General features: G+C 65.3%; 16 protein-coding genes. 8 read left to right on the forward strand and 8 right to left on the reverse strand.

From position 1 onward, the window contains the following. Window positions 1-34 precede the first annotated feature (34 nt). Window positions 35-1,030, forward strand: a complete 996-nt coding sequence (dgcA, locus tag ACE10W_RS26550) for an N-acetyl-D-Glu racemase DgcA (RefSeq protein ID WP_182872151.1) — start codon at window positions 35-37, stop codon at window positions 1,028-1,030. Here dgcA and ACE10W_RS26555 read toward each other — a convergent pair. Next, window positions 1,000-2,196, reverse strand: a complete 1,197-nt coding sequence (locus ACE10W_RS26555) for a major facilitator superfamily domain-containing protein 6 (protein ID WP_182872152.1) — start codon at window positions 2,194-2,196, stop codon at window positions 1,000-1,002. The two genes, dgcA and ACE10W_RS26555, sit on opposite strands and share 31 nt — an antisense overlap. Before the next feature lie 75 nt (window positions 2,197-2,271). On the opposite strand from ACE10W_RS26555, the gene ACE10W_RS26560 reads away from it, so the two are divergent. From ACE10W_RS26560 to ACE10W_RS26570, 3 genes are all read left to right on the forward strand, one after another. Next, on the forward strand, window positions 2,272-3,678 hold the full coding sequence (locus tag ACE10W_RS26560) for a hypothetical protein (RefSeq protein ID WP_375762060.1): 1,407 nt from the start codon (window positions 2,272-2,274) through the stop codon (window positions 3,676-3,678). Between the two features lie 372 nt (window positions 3,679-4,050). Next, window positions 4,051-5,181: a hypothetical protein gene (locus tag ACE10W_RS26565; protein ID WP_182868916.1), complete on the forward strand. Its 1,131-nt coding sequence runs from the start codon at window positions 4,051-4,053 to the stop codon at window positions 5,179-5,181. Window positions 5,182-5,207: 26 nt separating this feature from the next. Further along, window positions 5,208-5,564 (forward strand): ADP-ribosylation/crystallin J1, encoded by a 357-nt coding sequence (locus tag ACE10W_RS26570; protein ID WP_182869875.1) that lies wholly within the window; start codon window positions 5,208-5,210, stop codon window positions 5,562-5,564. A gap of 15 nt (window positions 5,565-5,579) precedes the next feature. Here the strand turns inward: ACE10W_RS26570 and ACE10W_RS26575 are convergent, their stop codons facing one another. Both ACE10W_RS26575 and ACE10W_RS26580 read right to left on the reverse strand, forming a co-directional pair. Beyond that, window positions 5,580-5,939, reverse strand: a complete 360-nt coding sequence (locus tag ACE10W_RS26575; protein WP_039185965.1) for a hypothetical protein — start codon at window positions 5,937-5,939, stop codon at window positions 5,580-5,582. Between the two features lie 148 nt (window positions 5,940-6,087). Further along, window positions 6,088-6,531 carry an RbsD/FucU family protein gene (locus ACE10W_RS26580; protein ID WP_182868918.1) on the reverse strand — a complete coding sequence of 148 codons (444 nt, stop codon included), beginning with the start codon at window positions 6,529-6,531 and terminating at the stop codon, window positions 6,088-6,090. A gap of 187 nt (window positions 6,532-6,718) precedes the next feature. Here ACE10W_RS26580 and ACE10W_RS26585 point away from each other — a divergent pair, with 187 nt between their 5' ends. Then, complete coding sequence (locus ACE10W_RS26585) at window positions 6,719-8,527, forward strand: caspase family protein (RefSeq protein WP_182868921.1); 1,809 nt, start codon at window positions 6,719-6,721, stop codon at window positions 8,525-8,527. 494 nt (window positions 8,528-9,021) lie between these two features. Next, the gene (locus ACE10W_RS26590; RefSeq protein WP_375762061.1) at window positions 9,022-9,153 is read left to right on the forward strand and encodes a hypothetical protein; all 132 of its coding nucleotides are present in this window, start codon (window positions 9,022-9,024) and stop codon (window positions 9,151-9,153) included. Window positions 9,154-9,168: 15 nt separating this feature from the next. Here the strand turns inward: ACE10W_RS26590 and ACE10W_RS26595 are convergent, their stop codons facing one another. The 4 genes from ACE10W_RS26595 to thiD form a co-directional block, all read right to left on the reverse strand. Beyond that, window positions 9,169-10,152 carry a threonine/serine dehydratase gene (locus ACE10W_RS26595; RefSeq protein ID WP_060908229.1) on the reverse strand — a complete coding sequence of 328 codons (984 nt, stop codon included), beginning with the start codon at window positions 10,150-10,152 and terminating at the stop codon, window positions 9,169-9,171. 63 nt (window positions 10,153-10,215) lie between these two features. Further along, on the reverse strand, window positions 10,216-11,289 hold the full coding sequence (locus ACE10W_RS26600; protein ID WP_060908230.1) for a glycosyltransferase family 1 protein: 1,074 nt from the start codon (window positions 11,287-11,289) through the stop codon (window positions 10,216-10,218). Further along, entirely contained in the window at window positions 11,289-12,101 is an 813-nt protein-coding gene (locus tag ACE10W_RS26605) for a UDP-2,3-diacylglucosamine diphosphatase (protein WP_011088645.1), read from the reverse strand. Before ACE10W_RS26605 ends, ACE10W_RS26600 begins: the two co-directional genes overlap by 1 nt. A 216-nt stretch (window positions 12,102-12,317) precedes the next feature. After that, entirely contained in the window at window positions 12,318-13,118 is an 801-nt protein-coding gene (gene thiD / locus ACE10W_RS26610) for a bifunctional hydroxymethylpyrimidine kinase/phosphomethylpyrimidine kinase (RefSeq protein ID WP_182868923.1), read from the reverse strand. 311 nt (window positions 13,119-13,429) lie between these two features. Here thiD and ACE10W_RS26615 point away from each other — a divergent pair, with 311 nt between their 5' ends. Beyond that, window positions 13,430-15,409, forward strand: coding sequence for a PAS domain-containing sensor histidine kinase (locus tag ACE10W_RS26615; protein ID WP_244651813.1), 1,980 nt, complete (start codon window positions 13,430-13,432; stop codon window positions 15,407-15,409). A gap of 124 nt (window positions 15,410-15,533) precedes the next feature. After that, on the forward strand, window positions 15,534-15,779 hold the full coding sequence (locus ACE10W_RS26620; RefSeq protein WP_014493934.1) for an Lrp/AsnC family transcriptional regulator: 246 nt from the start codon (window positions 15,534-15,536) through the stop codon (window positions 15,777-15,779). Window positions 15,780-15,782: 3 nt separating this feature from the next. Here ACE10W_RS26620 and ACE10W_RS26625 read toward each other — a convergent pair whose 3' ends face one another. Then, the gene (locus ACE10W_RS26625; RefSeq protein ID WP_182868927.1) at window positions 15,783-16,706 is read right to left on the reverse strand and encodes a cytochrome c; all 924 of its coding nucleotides are present in this window, start codon (window positions 16,704-16,706) and stop codon (window positions 15,783-15,785) included. Window positions 16,707-16,772 lie beyond the last annotated feature (66 nt).

Consider the following 16,772-nt stretch of genomic DNA (forward strand, 5'->3'; position numbering starts at 1 on the left):
TAACTAGCAGGTTCAGATTTCGCCAGAGTTCAAAATGACTTCCAGCAAAGTTCCGGCACTTCGGGCGCGAATCGAGCGCTTTCCCATCGCCGGCAGTTTCACCATCAGCCGGGGCGCCAAGACCGAGGCCGTGACCGTTGTGGCCGAAGTGAGCCAGAACGGCCTCACCGGCCGCGGCGAATGCGTGCCCTATCCCCGCTATGGCGAGACCCCCGAGGCAACCCTGGCCGCCGTCCAGGCCATGCAGGCAGCCGTGGCAGGCGGTATCACCCGGCAGGCGCTGCAAGCCGCCATGCCGCCGGGCGCCGCCCGCAACGCGCTGGATTGCGCCCTGATCGACCTCGAGGCCAAGGCGGCGGGCCTGCGGGCCTGGAGCCTGCTGGGCCGCCCGATCCCGGGCGAGCGTACCACCGCCTACACGATCTCGCTGGGCACCCCTGAAGCCATGGCCGCGGCAACCGCGAAAGCGGCGCACCGGCCGCTGCTCAAGATCAAGCTCGGCGGCGACGGCGACGACGCCCGCATCGCAGCGGTGCGCAAGGCCGCCCCCGAATCCGAGCTGATCGTGGATGCCAACGAGTCCTGGACCGAGGCCAATCTGGAGCACAATCTCGCCGCCTGCGACGCCGTCGGCGTCACCCTGGTCGAGCAGCCGCTGCCGGCCGGAAAGGACGACGCGCTGGCGCGGATCAGGCGGCCGCTCGTGGTCTGCGCCGACGAGAGCGTGCACGACCGCAGCTCCCTCGCTCCCCTGCGCGAGCGCTACGACGCCGTGAACATCAAGCTCGACAAGACCGGCGGCCTCACCGAGGCGCTTGCGATGGCGGATGCGGCGCAGTCGCTCGGCTTCGAGATCATGATCGGCTGCATGGTCGCAACCTCGCTGTCGATGGCCCCCGCGATGCTGGTGACGCCGCAGGCGCGCTTCGTCGATCTCGACGGCCCGCTGCTGCTGGCGCGCGACCGCGATCACGGCCTGCGCTATGACGACAGCCTGGTCTATCCGCCCTCCCCCTCGCTGTGGGGATGAGCCTTGAGCCGGTGTCGCGCCGACCAGATGACAAGCGCGCCGGCCGCGGCCATCGCGGCCATCACGTAATACAGGCCCTCGCCGATGCGGGCGTAGATCGCGCCTGACGCGATCGAGGTGGTTGCGCCCAGCAACCCGTTGCAGGCGGCGTAGTAGCCCTGCCCCCGCGCGATCTGATGCGAGGGCACGCGCTGCACCAGCAGATTCATGGTGCCGACCATGGTCATGCCGAAGGAGAGGCCGTGGCCGAGTTGCACGATCGCGAGCAGCGCCAGCGACGGCTCGCTGGCAGTAACGATCCAGCGCACCACGGCGCTCAGTCCCCCGATCGCCATCAGCGAGGACGGATGCAGCGAGAAGCGCGGCGACAGCGCGAACACGACGATCTCGGCGATCACACCCAGCGTCCACAGCCCCGCGATCGTCAGCCCGCCGTGACCATGGAGCTGCCAGGTGATGGCCGAGAACGTGTAAAAGGCGATATGGCTGCTCTGGATCAGCGCCGCCGAGGCGATCACGGCCCAGAAGCCGCCATCGTGCAGCAGCGCCTTGCCGGCATGCGTCTCCGTCGTCCTCCGCCTGAGATCGTCGAGCGGCTGAAGCCGCAGGCTGGCGAGAACCGCAACGACGGCCCACGCGACGATCACCCAGATCAGGTCGCGCGCCGCGATGCTGTCGACGAGATAGCCGCAGGCGAGCGAGCCGGCGGCGAACGCCGCCGAGCCCCACAACCGCAAGGGTCCGTAATCGAGTCCGTAACGGGCGACACCGCGCAGCGCATAGGCATCGGTCAGCGGCATCGTCGGCGTCCACATCATGCAGGTCAGCGCGTAGATCAGGAACAGCGCCAGCGGCTGCTGCTGCAGGCCGACGGCCGCAAATCCGATCGCGGTCGCCAGCACCGACACCATGATGCCGGCGCGAATGGCATGTCGCTTTTCGGCGAAGGCCGCGACCTGCGGCAGCGTGGTGAAGCGCGTGATCGCCGGCAGCGCGTTGATGAGGCCGATCCAGGCCGCGTCGATACCGATCGCCTTCAGCCACACCGGGAAGAAGGGCATATGCGTGCCCAGGACCGCGAAGAAGGCCGAGTAGAACAGGGCAAGGCTCACGGCGAATCGCCGCTTCACGGCGGCTTGCGTGGGGATTTGTGATTCGCCTGCCATCAAACCAATTGCGATTCGGTCGATATCGTGGTGATCGTTACAGTAACGCGCGGTGATTTGCGCGACGAGATTGTCATGGCCAACGAAGCATTCGCCCTCTCGCCCATGTCTGCCCGCGCGGCCGAGCCGAACGAGCAGGATTACGACGCGATCCGCGAAGCCTTCATGGAGACCGCGCGCGGCCGCTGGTTCCTCGGCGAATATGCCAAGCGCAACCGCAATGCCGACACGAGCATGGTGCTCGATGCGGTCGCCAAAATCGAAGAAACCCTTGCGGCACAGCGACAACCCGTCGTCGAGGACCGCCTGCCCGAGGCGCTGGTCGAGATCCGCCGCGCCATCCGCGAGGCCGAGACGATCGCGATCGCGGCGTTCGACCCCGCGGCGATCGAGGCGAGCCTTGCCCCGATCCCGCGCGGCGTGCGCATCATCAAGGAGATCTCCTGGCGCTGGCGCGAGATCGGCGCCGACGGGCGAATCTGCGACCTCATTGATTCGCAGCTCGCCTCGATCGAGGCCGCCTGCGGACAGGTTTCGACCCTCGATCCCCGCACCGAGCTCAAGGCCGCATTCGATCTGCTGAGGGATCGGGTCGAGCAGCTCGATGCCGACGGCGACGCAACGCCGCAGGCGACGGCAGCGCGTTCCTCGGCAGCTCCGGTGCAGGAAGCACAGCCGTCCGTCGCAGAAGCTTCGCCTCTCGAGGCCGCGCCCGCCGCGATGGCGAGCGAAACCGCCGTGGCTTTTGCGGAGCCGTCGCAGGACATCACGGTGGCTGCCGAGCCCGAAGCCGCCGCTGAGACGGCCGGCGACGCTGAAGCGTTCGCAATTGCCGAGCAGGCAATGGATGCCGCCGTCGAGCCGGAGATTGCAGCCGAAAGCCCGATCGCGCTCGAAGATGCCGCCCCGGAAGACGCCGCTTTCGAAGAGCCCGCGTTCGCGGAAGTCGCCGACGAGTTTTCACTCGACGCCGCCGCGGAAGCCGAGGACGAAGCCGTGCTCGCAGCCATCGCGCTGGAGATGGCCGCGCCCGATCCGGATTTCGACGAGATCATCGAGCCGGTCGAGATGGCAGCGGCCATTCCCGAGCCGATGACCGCGGAGGTCGCCGCGCCAATTGCTGCCGTGCTTCCGGAGCCGGCCGCGCCGGAACCCGCCGCCGCGCCGATCGTGGAGGCGCACGCGGAAGAAGCGCCGATCGCGATGGAATCACTGGCGCGCCTCACCAATGCCATCGCGGAAGCCGCCGCCGAGGTGATGGAGCAGCCGGCCCCGGCCATGGCGGCCACGGCTTCATTCGCGGCCGCGCCGACCGCGCCGCTGCCGATGCCCTCGCCCATGTCGGCGTCCTTGTCCGAGACCTCGCTCGGCGCCACCATCCTCGCCAGCGGCATCCTGCAAAAACCCCGCGCGACCGCCAACGACCCGCTCGCGCCGATCCGCCGCATGACCCAGGCCGAGAAGATCGCGTTCTTCTCGTAAGGGGGCAGGAGCGTCCTCCCGTGTCCCGGACAAGCGAAGCGCCGATCCGGGACCCAGGCTAGAACCTCGGCTGTAACCTGGGCCCCGGCTCAGCAGCGCACCGTCAAAGAGACGCTGCGCTGCGTCCGGGGCACGAGAGGGAATGCTGCGCACACTCTCTCCGCCCAGTCATTGCGAGGGCAGCGAAGCAATCCAGTGTGCCGCCGCGAAAGATTCTGGATTGCTTCGCTGCGCTCGCAATGACGCTACGGCCCCGATGCAGCCGGGCTGTCGTCCGGCGCACCCTTGCCGCAACCACCTCGTCCTATGGTTGAACTTGCTCGCAAGCACAGACTCTGACTTTCTGCCAAGAAAGAAAAGGAGACGCGATCGATGGCAGAGAATTCAGGGGTCTTCCTGTTGCAGGGAGAAGACTCCTTGGTGCCGATGCAGCCCGGCCATTTTGCTGCCGAGGATCATTTCCAGCGCCTTCTGGCGCGCTTCCCCGAGCTCCTTGTCGGAGATCAGATCGATCCGCAGAATCCAAGACGATGGATATTGGTCAAGCGGGAGCAGGCGATATCGACCGGCGAGATGGGGTCTCCGACATGGGCCGTCGACCTTGTCTTTCTCGACCAGGATGGCATTCCCACCCTCGTCGAGATTAAGCGCAAGGAGGACAGCCGCCTCAGACGCGGAGTCGTGGGCCAGATGCTCGACTACGCCGCCAATTGCGGAACCTACTGGACCGCGGAAGCACTTCAGGCCGGCTTCGAGAACTCCTGCCAGGACACAGGCCAGTCACACGAAGAGGTGCTCGCCGGCCTGTTGGAGCCCGGCACCACGCCACCCGAATTCTGGGAGCAGGTCAGAACCAACCTGAAGGCAACGAACATCCGTCTGTTGTTCGTCGCGGACGCGATCCCGATCGAGCTTCGCCGGGTGGTCGCGTTCCTCAACGAGCAAATGGATGCTGTCGAAGTCCTGGCCGTCGAACTCCGGCAGTTCGTCGGCGGCGACCTCAAGACAATCGTACCGACCGTCTATGGCCATCGATCCATTTCCCCAAAGCGCGCGACTGCGCTGCAGAGATGGAACGAAGCGTCTCTCTTCGCGCAATTCGAGCAGACTGTCGATGAAAAGGAATTGGCGGTTGCGCGCGCCATCTACGAGTGGATGTTAAAGGGCGGCAGGAAGGTCATTTTTGGAAACGGCAGGGACTACGGTTCGGTCTATCCTGTCTTCAAGCCGAACGGAGTCTCGATTAACCCGGCCGTTCTGTCGACTTACGACGGGCTCCGGCTGCAATTCGGAGCACTGGACAATAAACCGGTGTTCGGATTGATCCCAGCGCGCCAAGCCTTGATGCAGCAGTTCAATGCCATCGAGGGCGTTGCCCTCAAGGACAGCGATCTGACGAAATATCCATCCATACCGCTTCGCACCATCGCCGCAGACCCGGAGGGAGAAACCAAAGTGCTGAACGCCTTGAGATGGATGGAAAAGCAGATCGAGCAGGCGTGAGAACAAACATCCTCCGTGCATCGATGATGGCAAAGGCAACCGAAAGCACCCTCACCCTCTGGCGTCCCGTGGGCCCGAAGGAGCTCGAGCTGATCGAGCAGTCCGGCATGCGCGCGTTCCCGCCGCGCCTGCCGGACCAGCCGATCTTCTATCCGGTGCTGACCGAGGACTATGCCGTCAAGATCGCGCGGGACTGGAATGTCCCGGCGAGCGGCTCGGGCTTCGTGACGCGCTTTGAAGTCAGGCGCGACTTCATCGCGAAGTACGACGTGCAGGAGGCTGGTGGCCGCTCGCATCTGGAGTACTGGATTCCGGCTGAGGACCTCGACGCGTTCAACGCCGCAATCGTCGGATTGATCGAGGTGGTCAGGCGTCTCCCCTGACCACTGCGCGGTCCATCACCCGCAATTCCACACCGCGCCGATCGGTGTCCGCGTCCAGCACGGGCCAAAGCTGCCGCCATTGTAGCGGCCGCCGCCGAAGCCGGGGCGGCCGAAATAATGCCACTCGCCGTCCCAGCGATAATATTGGGGAACCGGATCGATGTACCAGTGGCGCCGGTCGTTGCGCGCAAGGCGGCGCATCGCGTCCTTCTGCTTGTAGAGCGGAATGCTGTTGCTCAGCGGCTGGCGATAGCCCGGCAGGAAGCCGTAGCCGTGCCAGACCGGCTTGGGGCGCTTTTGAGCGGGCTCGGCGGGCGCGACGGCCGGCAGCAGAGACAGGATGACAGCAACGAATAGACACATAAGGCGCGACATGGATCGACCATAGACAGCCGGTTGCGAGATGACCATTCAAATTCGAGTGCAGAACTGTTTGCAGCCATGCGCAGGATATCGCAGACGGGAATTGCGTCACACCCTGCGTGAGAAGCGGCGATCTTGTTGATCGAACGCAAGGCGTCCGCTAACTGATCACGCCCTTGCGGATCAGGAAGCATCCATAGCCCCTGCTGTCCCCGACCTGCACGACGCCAAAGCCCGCCGCCGCCGCGCGATAGAAATCCGGACGCGCCAGCTTGCCGGGAGCGACAGTGCGGCCGGCGGCGCGCTCGATTTCCGCGAGCACCGCGCGCTGCACGTCGGGCACGCGATCGGGATCGTCCACCGGCATCATCACGCGCACCGGATCGGGATCGAAATCGTCGAGCGGGTAGACCGACATGATGGCGCGGGCGGCAGTCTCCATGCGCATGCCCGGCAGCTGGATCAGGCGCCGCGAGGATGTCGCAGCGGCGATACGCGTTGCCGGATGATTGGCGTCGACGAAAACGAGGTCGTCGCCATGGCCCATCGAGGCCAGGAGCCAGAGCAGATCGGGCGTCAGGATCGGATCGATCGATTTCAGCATGTGACGGCATTTCCCCTAAAGGCTTGTCTTTCGCCGGCGAAACCGGCCATTCACCATAGCAGGTTCCAAGCGTGATTCAGATCACGCTGCCACCCATGGTGACAGGGATCACGGACCCCGGGCTCGAACGCGGCCAGGCTTCCTCGCAACCAATCTCGCATCGAGATCAGTGCCAGAGGAGCACGCCATGTTCCGCCTAAAGCCTTTCCTGATGACTGCAGGCCTCCTGGGAAGCCTGCTCGGCTTTGCCTGCGGCCCGGTGTCCGCGCAAGTCGCCCCGGTCGAGCCGGCCCCCACCGCGCTGCAAGGCCCGGAGCAGCGGGTGGCGCTGGTGATCGGCAATTCGAACTACCAGAACGCGCCGCAGCTCCAAAACCCCGACAACGACGCCGAGTCGATGGCGAAGTTCCTGAATTCGGCCGGCTTCGAGGTGGTCGCCGCGACCGACCTCACGCAGAACGACATGCTCCGCGTGGTGCAGGACTTTTCCGCCAAAGTCTCCGCGCGCGGTCCGAACACGGTGGCGATGGTCTATTACGCCGGTCACGGCGTGCAGCTCGCCGGCGAGAACTATCTCGTTCCCGTCGACGCCAGGGTCTCGAGCCCGACCGAGCTCGTCAACAATTCGGTGCGTCTGGTCGACGTGATGTCGACGCTGGAGACGATCCCGAGCCGCATGCGCATCGTCATCCTCGATGCCTGCCGCAACAACCCCTTCCCCTCCGTGAACGATGCCGGCCGCGGCTTGGCAATCGTCGATGCGCCGAACGGCTCGATCGTGGGTTACTCGACCGCGCCGGGCGCCGAGGCGCTCGACGGCACCGGCGGCCACAGTCCCTACACCCAGGCCTTCCTGAGCGTCGCGCGCGAGCCCAACGTGCCGATCGAGCAGCTCTTCAAGCGCGTGCGCCTCGCAGTGAACCAGACCACCAGCGGCGCGCAGATCCCGTGGGAGAGTTCCTCGCTGACGTCGGACTTCACCTTCTTCGGCGACACCGCTGTCGCCGCCAACCGTGCGCCGGTGAATGCGCCCGTCGTGCAGATGGCCTCCAACCTGCCGAACCGTTCGACGCGCCAGGCCTATGACTACGTCGTCTCGGAGGGACGGCCGGAGTACTATCAGGAGTTCATCCAGATGTACCCGCACGACCCGCTGTGCGATCACATCCGCTGGCTGCTCAACAACCTCCTGCTCACGCAGGCCTGGCACAAGGCGGTGCTCGCGAACTCGCCGCTCGGCTACCAGACCTTCTACGACAGCTATGGCAACAGCCCCTACGCCGTGTCCGCGCTGAAGCTCGCAGCCCAGCCGAAGCTGGTCCCCTTGATGCAGGCGACGAAGTTCCTGGCGCCGCAGAACATTGCGCCGACCTTCAAGATCGGCAATCTCGGCCAGCCCAAATACTTGCCGCTGCAGCAGGGCAATGGCGGTGGTCAGATGAATGGAAATCTGCCGGTCGTGCAGAAGCCCGTGGACGGCAACGTCATCGGCAAGCTCGGCAATGGCGGCCAGATCGTCAACCTGCCGGCCGGCAACAACCAGCCGAGCCAGCCGAACGGCACGCCCTCGCAGACCCCGGGCAAGATCGTCACCCTGCCTGCGCCGACCAACACCACCAACAACAATGGCGGCATCGGCAAGATCGTGACGCTGCCCGCGACCAACAACACGCCGAACGCCGGCAATGGCACCCCCGGCAAGATCGTGAGCATGCCGGTGAATGTCGGCAAGGCCGGTTCAACTGTCGAGACCAAGCCTGTCAATGTTCAGACGCAGAACAACCCGAGCCGCGTCAACAACGGCAACACCGGCATCGTGAAGCTCAACAACAACCCGGTGAACAAGGTGCAGGTCCAGAACACCCAGCAGAACAACCACCCGCAGTTCAATGCGACCAACCGCATGGTCAACAACGGCGGCAACAACTTCCGGCAGTCGATGAACCAGGCGCCCGCCATGGGCGGCGGCAACAATCACCGCGGCTTCATGCACTGATCGCGGCAAGCGAAACGACAAAAGGGCAGAGCGGAAACGCTCTGCCCCTTTGTCATGTTCGCGGCACGAACTCTACGGGCTGGCTAGACGCGCACCGCTGCGATAGTCAAAAAGGTACACCGACTGATTGAAATCGATAACCTCGATGCCACTAGCTAGGCACCTGAACCCTTCGGAGAAAGTGTCTGCGCCTGTCGCACTCCAATCTCTTCGCCCGTCAGGGAAAGACGAGAAATCTGCAGCTCACCGTGGGATATGAGAGCTTCGTGAGCGCAATCCCAATAGACGCCGAAGCACGTCGCCGGATCAACGCGTCGTGACCATTCCCTCGAACCTGTCGCAAGGTCTAAGCAGACGACTTGATCACCCACCGCGAGATATAGATGGCGGTCCACTTCGATGGCAGAGTGTTGATGGACGCCAGAACACCCTCCACTGGCGCCAAAGACCGCGGACCACTTCCCGTCCGCGCGGACTCCGTGAACGGAGTTTAGATGAGCGTTATCAAGACGGATTTCCGTACCGTACTTTCGCAGATTGTCCGCGGAGCCAAACGAATACGTCGGCTCATCGACGATCTCTACCTGGCCCTCGCGGGTTTCAAGGACGATGCTACGTCGCAGTAGCAGACTCTCCAAAAATCAAGCCACCAGCTCGGCAAACAAATCCGCATCGACGTTGCCGCCGGAGAGCACGATGACGACGTTCTTGCCGGCGACGTCGAGACGTCCCGCAAGCAGTGCGGCAAGGCCGACCGCCCCGCCCGGCTCCACCACCAGCTTCAGCTCGCGATAGGCGAACGCGACCGCCGCACCGACTTCCTTGTCGGATGCGGTGACGCCGCGCGCGAGCAGCTTGCTGTTGATCGCAAACGTCATCTCGCCGGGGATCAGCGCCATCAGCGCGTCGCAGATGGTGCGGCCCGCCGGCCCATGCGGCTCGCGATGGCCGGCGGTCAGCGAAAGGCCGTGATCGTCGAACGCCTCCGGCTCGGCAACCACGATCTGCGCCAGCGGATATCGCGCCTTGATCGCGGTCGCGACGCCGGCGATCAGGCCGCCGCCGGAGGCCGGTGCCACCACGATGTCGGGGCTGAGGCCCAGCGCTGCCATGTCGTCCGCGATCTCGCGGCCGGCGGTGCCTTGGCCAGCGATCACGAAGGGATCGTCATACGGCCTGACCAGCGTCGCGCCGCGCTTCTCGGCGATGCCGCGCGAGATCGCCTCGCGGTCGTCGCGGTCGCGGTCGTACAGCACGACCTCGGCGCCGTAGGATTTAGTGCGCTCGCGCTTGGACAGCGGCGCGTCCGCGGGCATCACGATGGTCGCCTGCATGTCGAGGATCTTGGCCGCCGCCGCCACGCCCTGGGCGTGGTTGCCGGAAGAGAATGCCACGACGCCGCCGGCGCGCTTGTCCTGCGGGATCGAGGCGACCTTGTTGAAGGCGCCGCGGAACTTGAAGGAGCCGGTGCGCTGGAGCATCTCCGGCTTCAGGAACACTTTTGCGCCGACGCGCTCGTTGAGCACGGGAAAGGACAACAGCGGGGTGCGGATGGCGAAGGGTGCGATCACCCGCGCTGCGGCATCGATATCGGCAGGGCCGATCGGAAGGGGCTGTTCGGTCATGGCCGACCTTATCGCGGCGGATGACGCCCGGGCAAGACACCTCCGCGCGAGGGTTTTTCTTCTTCAGGCGACGAAGCGTGGCTGCTCCGCCCCGTTCCGGCCCGGCAGCACCGCACCGACCGCCCTTATGCTGTCGATAAAGGCCCTCGCCGAGGCCTCCCAGGTGTAATTGGCGGCGAATTCGACGCAGGCCTGCCGGGAGATGTCGAGCGCGGCAAAGCATGCATTGCGCAGGTCATGATCCAGCGCCCCGACCGGTGCATCGCCGATCACGTCGCGGGGGCCCTTCACCGGGAAGGCCGCGACCGGCAGGCCGCTTGCGAGCGCTTCCAGCAGGACCAGGCCGAACGTGTCGGTCTTGCTGGGGAACACGAAGACGTCGGCGGCCGCGTAGATTTCCGCCAGCGCCTCGCCGTGCTTCTCGCCGAGGAAGATCGCGTCGGGATAGGCCTCTTCGAGCGAAGCCCGCGCCGGGCCGTCGCCGACGACCACCTTGGTGCCGGGCAGCTTGAGGTCGAGGAACGCCTCGAGATTCTTCTCCACCGCGACGCGGCCGACCGAGAGGAACACCGGAGCCGGCAGGCAGAGATCGATCGCGCGGGGATGGAACAAGTGCGTGTCGACACCGCGCGGCCACAGCACGACATTGTCAAAGCCGCGCTCGGTCAGCTCGCGGGCGAGCGCCGGGGTCGCCGCCATCACGGCGCGGCTGGGCGCATGGAAGCGACGCAGCGCCCGCCAGATCAGCGAGCCCGGAACCGGCACACGGGCGCGGACATATTCAGGGAAGCGGGTGTGGAAGCTGGTCGTGAACGGCAGCTTGCGCTGGCGGCAATAGCGGCGGACCATCAGGCCGATCGGCCCTTCGGTCGCGATATGGATGCTGTCGGGACGGGCTTCCGCGATCAGCTTCGCGATTCGCGCCGGGCGCGGCATCGCGAGCCGCACGTCGCGATAGCTCGGCATCGCGAAGGTGCGGAACGACTGCGGCGTCAGGAAATTGAACTCGACGCCAAGACCTTCAATGCTAAGACCTTCAACGCTAAGCCCTTTGGCGGCGTCAGCAAGCTTGGTCAGCGTCCGAACCACACCGTTGACTTGCGGGTGCCAGGCGTCGGTCGCGACCAGGATGCGCATCAGGCGGCCCTTGCTGCGACCTGCGGGACGGCCGCCGGCTTTTGCGCCTGATCCGCCCAGGTGATGATCTCGAAATGGCCGTCGTCGTGCTCGACCAGCGCGGTGCAGCTCTCCACCCAGTCGCCGCAGTTCATGTAGCGGATGCCGGCCTCGTCGCGGATCACGGCATAGTGGATGTGGCCGCAGATCACGCCGTCGGCGTCGTGACGGCGCGCTTCGGCGGCAAGCGCCTGCTCGAACGCGCCGATATAGTTGACGGCGTTCTTGACCTTCTGCTTGGCCCATTGCGACAGCGACCAATAGGGCACCTTGAACATGCGCCGGAAGAAGTTGACGAAGCGATTCATCTGGATCGCGAAGTCGTAGGCCTTGTCGCCGAGATGGGCGAGCCAGCGCGCGTTCTGCACCACGAGGTCGAAGATGTCGCCGTGGATGACGAGATAGCGCTTGCCGTCCACGCCGGTGTGGACGGTGTTCTCGACCACGTCGATGCCGCCGAAATGCGTGCCGTAATAGTTGCGCAGGAACTCGTCGTGATTGCCGGGGATGTAGATCACCTTGGCGCCCTTGCGCGCCTTGCGCAAAAGCTTCTGCACGAGGTCGTTATGCGATTGCGGCCAGTGCCAGCTCGATTTCAGCGCCCAGCCGTCGACGATGTCGCCGACGAGATAGATCGTCTCGGCGTCATGGTAGCGCAGGAAGTCCAACAGAAGGTCGGCTTGTGAACCGCGGGCTCCGAGATGAACGTCGGAGATGAACAAGGTGCGAAAGCGCCTTTCAGGGCTTTCGTCACTCACATCGTAGCTTCCCATGCGACAGCCTGTAACAATATCCCGTGACAGGGGGATGACCGATTGAACCTTTGAGGCACCCTCAGATACGAATCAAACCTCGCCTCGCCCTCCCCGCGAATATCAGTCGCATGCGACAATCAGGCGACACGAAGCGGCCATGGCTGTCCGCAAAAGCCCGGTCCCCGTCGCCTTGTTGGTTAACGGCCGGGGCCGGCGCGCAGCTCGAAGCCGGCGTCAGTAAAATTTGTGAAAATGATGGATCGGCCCGTGGCCGTGGCCGACGCCGAAGCGGTCGGCAGCAGCAATCGCGGCGCTGATCCAGGCCTTGGCGTTGCGCACCGCCTGCTCGAGAGTCTCGCCCTTGGCGAGACCCGCCGCCACGGCGGAGGACAGCGAACAGCCGGTGCCATGGGTGTTCTTGGTCGCGACGCGGGGCGCGGCGAGCGCGATCGTGCTTTCGGACGTGACGAGATAGTCGATGCTCTCGGCGCCCTCGCCGTGTCCGCCCTTGATCAGGACCGCACGGCAGCCGAGCGCCAGCAACCGGCGCCCCTGGCCTTCGATCCCGGCCTCGCTGGCCGCGGCGGGCTCGCCGAGGAGAGCTGCCGCCTCCGGCAGGTTCGGCGTGATCACCGAGGCCAGCGGCGTCAGTCGCATGCGCAGGGCTTCCACGGCTTCGGACGCCAGCAGGCGGTCGCCCGATGTCGCGACCATCACGGGATCGAGCACCACATGGCGCGGCTTCCAGTGCGCCAGCGCGGCTGCGATCGCATCGATGCTGGCGGCCTGGGCCACCATGCCGATCTTCACCGCGCCGACGTCGAGATCGGAGAACACCGCATCGATCTGCGCGGTGACGAAATCAGCCGGCACCGCATGAATGCCGGTGACGCCGCGCGTGTTCTGCGCCGTCAGCGCCGTGATCGCGGAGGCGCCGTAGACGCCGAGCGCCGCGAAGGTCTTCAGATCCGCCTGGATGCCGGCGCCGCCGCTTGAATCGGAACCGGCAATGGTGAGAGCCACGGGCGTCGTCATCGCCGGATACATTGGTTTGAGAGGGACACCGCCATGCCTTGTCCTAGCGTGCCGCGGATGCGCCAGCAAGCCGGGCCGGCCGCGGGCGCCGCGACGAGCTAACCTATGCCGGTCCGGCCCCGGCGAATCAGCCGGATAAGGGCCCGGCCCGCCTTGTCGTCCCGCGAGTGTGCACATCCCGCGAAAATATGCCCTCGGCATAGCCCGGCCTTGGCGCCCATCCCGGTGAGTGAGACGTTTATTGGCGGATTCGTCCAGCGATGCCATGTTGCGGGCCGGCCTCGGCCGCGATCCTCTCGGGAAGCAATCACATGTTGGCCTACCTCGAACGTATCCTCGACTCCTCGATGCTCTCCCCGCACGGCATCTGCCTGCTCTGGGAGCCCGAGCTGATATGGCTGCATGTCGTTTCGGATGCCTGCATTGCGCTTGCGTATTTCTCAATCCCGTTTGCACTCGCGATCCTCGTCACCAAGCGGCGCGACCTCGAATTCGGGTGGGTCTTCTGGGCGTTCGCCGTCTTCATCATGGCCTGCGGCCTGACGCATGTGCTGTCGATCTACACGCTCTGGGTGCCCGTCTACGGCGTCGAGGGCATCGTCAAGGCGCTCACCGCCGTGGCGTCGGTCATCACCGCGGGAGCGCTCTGGCCGCTTCTGCCGAAGATCCTGACCATCCCCTCGCCGTTCGAGCTCCGGCAGGTCCAGGCCGCGCTCGAGGAGGAGGAGAGCAAGAACCGGGATGCGGCCCAGCTCCTCGGCCAGGTTCGTGAAGCCCAGCGCGCGCTGCGCGAGAGCATGACACGCCTCACCGCCGTGGTCGAGACCGCGGTCGACGGCGTCATCCTGTTCGACGCGCAAGCCCGCATTCTCCTGTTCAATCCCGCCTGCGAACGGTTGTTCGGCTATCGCGCCGACGAGGTCATGAATCTCGACATCGGTATGCTGATGTCCAATGAGGAGAGGCCCTCATCCACGGGTCATACGCTGCGCATCGCAACCGGGGAAGCCGCCGGTGTGCGCAAGGACGGATCGACCTTTCCGATGGATCTGTCGGTGGGCCAGGCGTGGCAGGACGGCGAGCTGATCTACGTCGGCATCGTCCACGACCTGACCACGCGCAAATTGACCGAGCAGCAGCTCCAGCAGGCGCAGAAGATGGAGACGGTCGGCCAGCTCTCCGGCGGCATCGCCCACGACTTCAACAATCTGCTCACCGTCATCATCGGCAACGCGGAGTTTCTCAGCGAGCAGCTCAGGGCCCGTCCCGACCTCAGGCGCTTCGCCGACGACATCTGCCAGTCGGGCGAACGCGGCGCGGAGCTGACGCAGCGGCTGCTGGCGTTCAGCCGGCGCCAATTGCTGCAACCCCGCGCGATCGAGTGCCGCGAGCTCTTGACCTCCATGCACAAGCTGCTCAAGCGCACCTTGCGCGAAAACATCGAGATCACGACGGCGTTCGGCGCCGGCTCCATCCTCGCCTTCGCCGACCGCGCCCAGCTCGAATCCGCCGTGCTCAATCTCGCGCTCAACGCGCAGGACGCCATGCCGGCGGGCGGGCATCTCACCCTCAGCACCGAGCTCACCGCGATCGACGAGCACTATCGCGTCCAGCATCCGGAGGTGGAGTCCGGCAGCTACGCCCTGATCTCGATCACCGATGACGGCGAGGGCATGACGCCTGACGTCATCGAGCGCGCCTTCGAGCCGTTCTTCACCACCAAGGAGGTCGGCAAGGGCTCGGGCCTCGGCCTCAGCATGGTCTACGGCTTCGCCAAGCAATCAGGCGGACACGTCTCGATCTACAGCGAGCCGGGCCTCGGCACGACGGTCCGCATCTACCTGCCGCATGCCGGCGGCGAGCAGTCGCTCGCCGACATCGAGGCGCGCGAGGAGGCTGCGCCCCGGGGCCACGAAACGATCCTGGTCGCCGAGGACGATCCGTTCGTCCGCTCCTCCGTCACGCTGCGCGTGGAGGCGCTGGGATATCGCGTGGTCGCGGCCGTCAACGGCAAGGAGGCCTTGCAGCAGCTTCGCACCAACCCGGCCATCGACCTGTTGTTCACCGACATCGTGATGCCCGGCGGAATGAGCGGCTGGGAGCTCGCCGACCAGGCCCGGCGCATCCGGCCCGGACTCCCGGTCGTGTTCTCCTCCGGCTATGCCCTGGAGACCTTGGTCGAGCAGGGCCGCGCGCACGCGCAATCGATCGTCCTGACCAAGCCCTATCGCAATGCCGAGCTGGCCCGGCGGCTGAGGGAGGCGTTTGCTGGCGCGCCCCTGCCCTCCTAGAGGGCCTTGTAGAGGGGCTTGGCCAGGACCAATCCTTCGGGCAGCCGCGAGGCGGCAAGTTCGCTTGCCAAGCCCCCCCGGTTTTGGCCTATTAGCTGCCAGATATGCCTTCGGAGTGACTGCAATGGTTCCCTTTTTCGTCCAGATCAAATGCAAGCTCGGCCAGTCCTACACGGTCGCCAATGCGCTCGCCGAAGCCGAGATCGCCTCCGAGATCTACTCCACGGCCGGCCATTACGACCTGCTGGTGAAGTTCTACGTCGACAAGGACACCGACATCGGCCACTTCATTAACGAAAAGGTCCAGGTGCTGCCCGGCATCCAGGACACGCTCACCATCATCACCTTCAAGGCGTTCGGCGCGAGCTAGCCTCTAACCAGCATCCTTGCGTTTCGGGCGCGGCGGTCCGTCCACCGGCGGCAGCGACTTGAGGTAATCCGCCATCGCCGCAATGTCCTCATCCGACAATTGCGAGGTGTTCTTGATCACGCGCGCCATCGCGCCGCCGGCGCTGTCGCCCTCGGGCAATTCGCCGGTCTTCAGGAAATTGGCGATATCCTTCACGCTCCATTCGCCAATGCCCTTTTGCGTGATGTTCGGCACCCACCCCTCGCCTTCCGGATTGGGCCCGCCGGCGAAACGCTGCGCGGTGATGATGCCGCCGAGCAGATTGCGCGGGCTGTGACACTCCGCGCAATGGCCGAAGCCGTTGACGAGATAGGCGCCGCGATTCCATTGCGGCGGGTGCGACGCGTCCACGACGAACGGCCCGCTCTGCATGAACACCAATTTCCAGATGCCGACATTGCGGCGGATGTTGAAGGGAAACGGCAAGTCGTGGTCGCGCACCCTGCCGGACACCGGCGGCAGCGTCTTCAGATAGGCGAAGAGATCGCGAACGTCCTCCACCTTAGCCAGATGATAGGACGTGTAGGGAAATGCCGGGAAGTAGTGCTGGCCCTCGGGCGACACGCCGCGCATCACGGCGCTGACGAATTCGGTCTCGCTCCAGCGCCCGATGCCGTCGGCGGCATCGGGGGAAATGTTGGGCACGTAGAACGTGCCGAATGGCGAGCCGAGCGCCAGGCCCCCGCCGAGCCGCAAGCGGTCGGGCTGGTTGGGCACGGCATGGCAGGAGGAGCATCCGCCGGCATTGAAGATCTCCTGCCCGTTGGCAAGATCCGGCGCCCGGGATGGCAACGGCACGGCCGATGCGGCCGGCGCCGTCAACCACCAATAGACGCCGAAGCCTGCAACGGCAGCGATCAGCATGACAAGAATTGTTCGTCGCAGCATCGAGGTATCCCATGGAGATCGGCCGAACTTACGGATTCGCCGGTGGCCGCTCCAGCCACGAATAAT

It is taken from the genome of Bradyrhizobium sp. B025, assembly GCF_042257955.1.
Classification (GTDB): domain Bacteria; phylum Pseudomonadota; class Alphaproteobacteria; order Rhizobiales; family Xanthobacteraceae; genus Bradyrhizobium; species Bradyrhizobium diazoefficiens.

Excerpts from the sequence above, each read along its gene's own strand:
- thiD (WP_182868923.1), bottom strand. The coding sequence starts at position 13,118 with ATGACGACGCCCGTGGCTCTCACCATTGCCGGTTCCGATTCAAGCGGC.
- ACE10W_RS26590 (WP_375762061.1), top strand. The coding sequence starts at position 9,022 with ATGAGCGTTATCAAGACGGATTTCCGTACCGTACTTTCGCAGATTGTC.
- dgcA (WP_182872151.1), top strand. The coding sequence starts at position 35 with ATGACTTCCAGCAAAGTTCCGGCACTTCGGGCGCGAATCGAGCGCTTT.
- ACE10W_RS26605 (WP_011088645.1), bottom strand. The coding sequence starts at position 12,101 with ATGGGAAGCTACGATGTGAGTGACGAAAGCCCTGAAAGGCGCTTTCGC.
- ACE10W_RS26555 (WP_182872152.1), bottom strand. The coding sequence starts at position 2,196 with ATGGCAGGCGAATCACAAATCCCCACGCAAGCCGCCGTGAAGCGGCGA.
- ACE10W_RS26565 (WP_182868916.1), top strand. The coding sequence starts at position 4,051 with ATGGCAGAGAATTCAGGGGTCTTCCTGTTGCAGGGAGAAGACTCCTTG.
- ACE10W_RS26560 (WP_375762060.1), top strand. The coding sequence starts at position 2,272 with ATGGCCAACGAAGCATTCGCCCTCTCGCCCATGTCTGCCCGCGCGGCC.
- ACE10W_RS26585 (WP_182868921.1), top strand. The coding sequence starts at position 6,719 with ATGTTCCGCCTAAAGCCTTTCCTGATGACTGCAGGCCTCCTGGGAAGC.
- ACE10W_RS26595 (WP_060908229.1), bottom strand. The coding sequence starts at position 10,152 with ATGACCGAACAGCCCCTTCCGATCGGCCCTGCCGATATCGATGCCGCA.
- ACE10W_RS26570 (WP_182869875.1), top strand. The coding sequence starts at position 5,208 with ATGGCAAAGGCAACCGAAAGCACCCTCACCCTCTGGCGTCCCGTGGGC.
- ACE10W_RS26580 (WP_182868918.1), bottom strand. The coding sequence starts at position 6,531 with ATGCTGAAATCGATCGATCCGATCCTGACGCCCGATCTGCTCTGGCTC.
- ACE10W_RS26620 (WP_014493934.1), top strand. The coding sequence starts at position 15,534 with ATGGTTCCCTTTTTCGTCCAGATCAAATGCAAGCTCGGCCAGTCCTAC.
- ACE10W_RS26600 (WP_060908230.1), bottom strand. The coding sequence starts at position 11,289 with ATGCGCATCCTGGTCGCGACCGACGCCTGGCACCCGCAAGTCAACGGT.
- ACE10W_RS26575 (WP_039185965.1), bottom strand. The coding sequence starts at position 5,939 with ATGTCGCGCCTTATGTGTCTATTCGTTGCTGTCATCCTGTCTCTGCTG.
- ACE10W_RS26625 (WP_182868927.1), bottom strand. The coding sequence starts at position 16,706 with ATGCTGCGACGAACAATTCTTGTCATGCTGATCGCTGCCGTTGCAGGC.
- ACE10W_RS26615 (WP_244651813.1), top strand. The coding sequence starts at position 13,430 with ATGTTGGCCTACCTCGAACGTATCCTCGACTCCTCGATGCTCTCCCCG.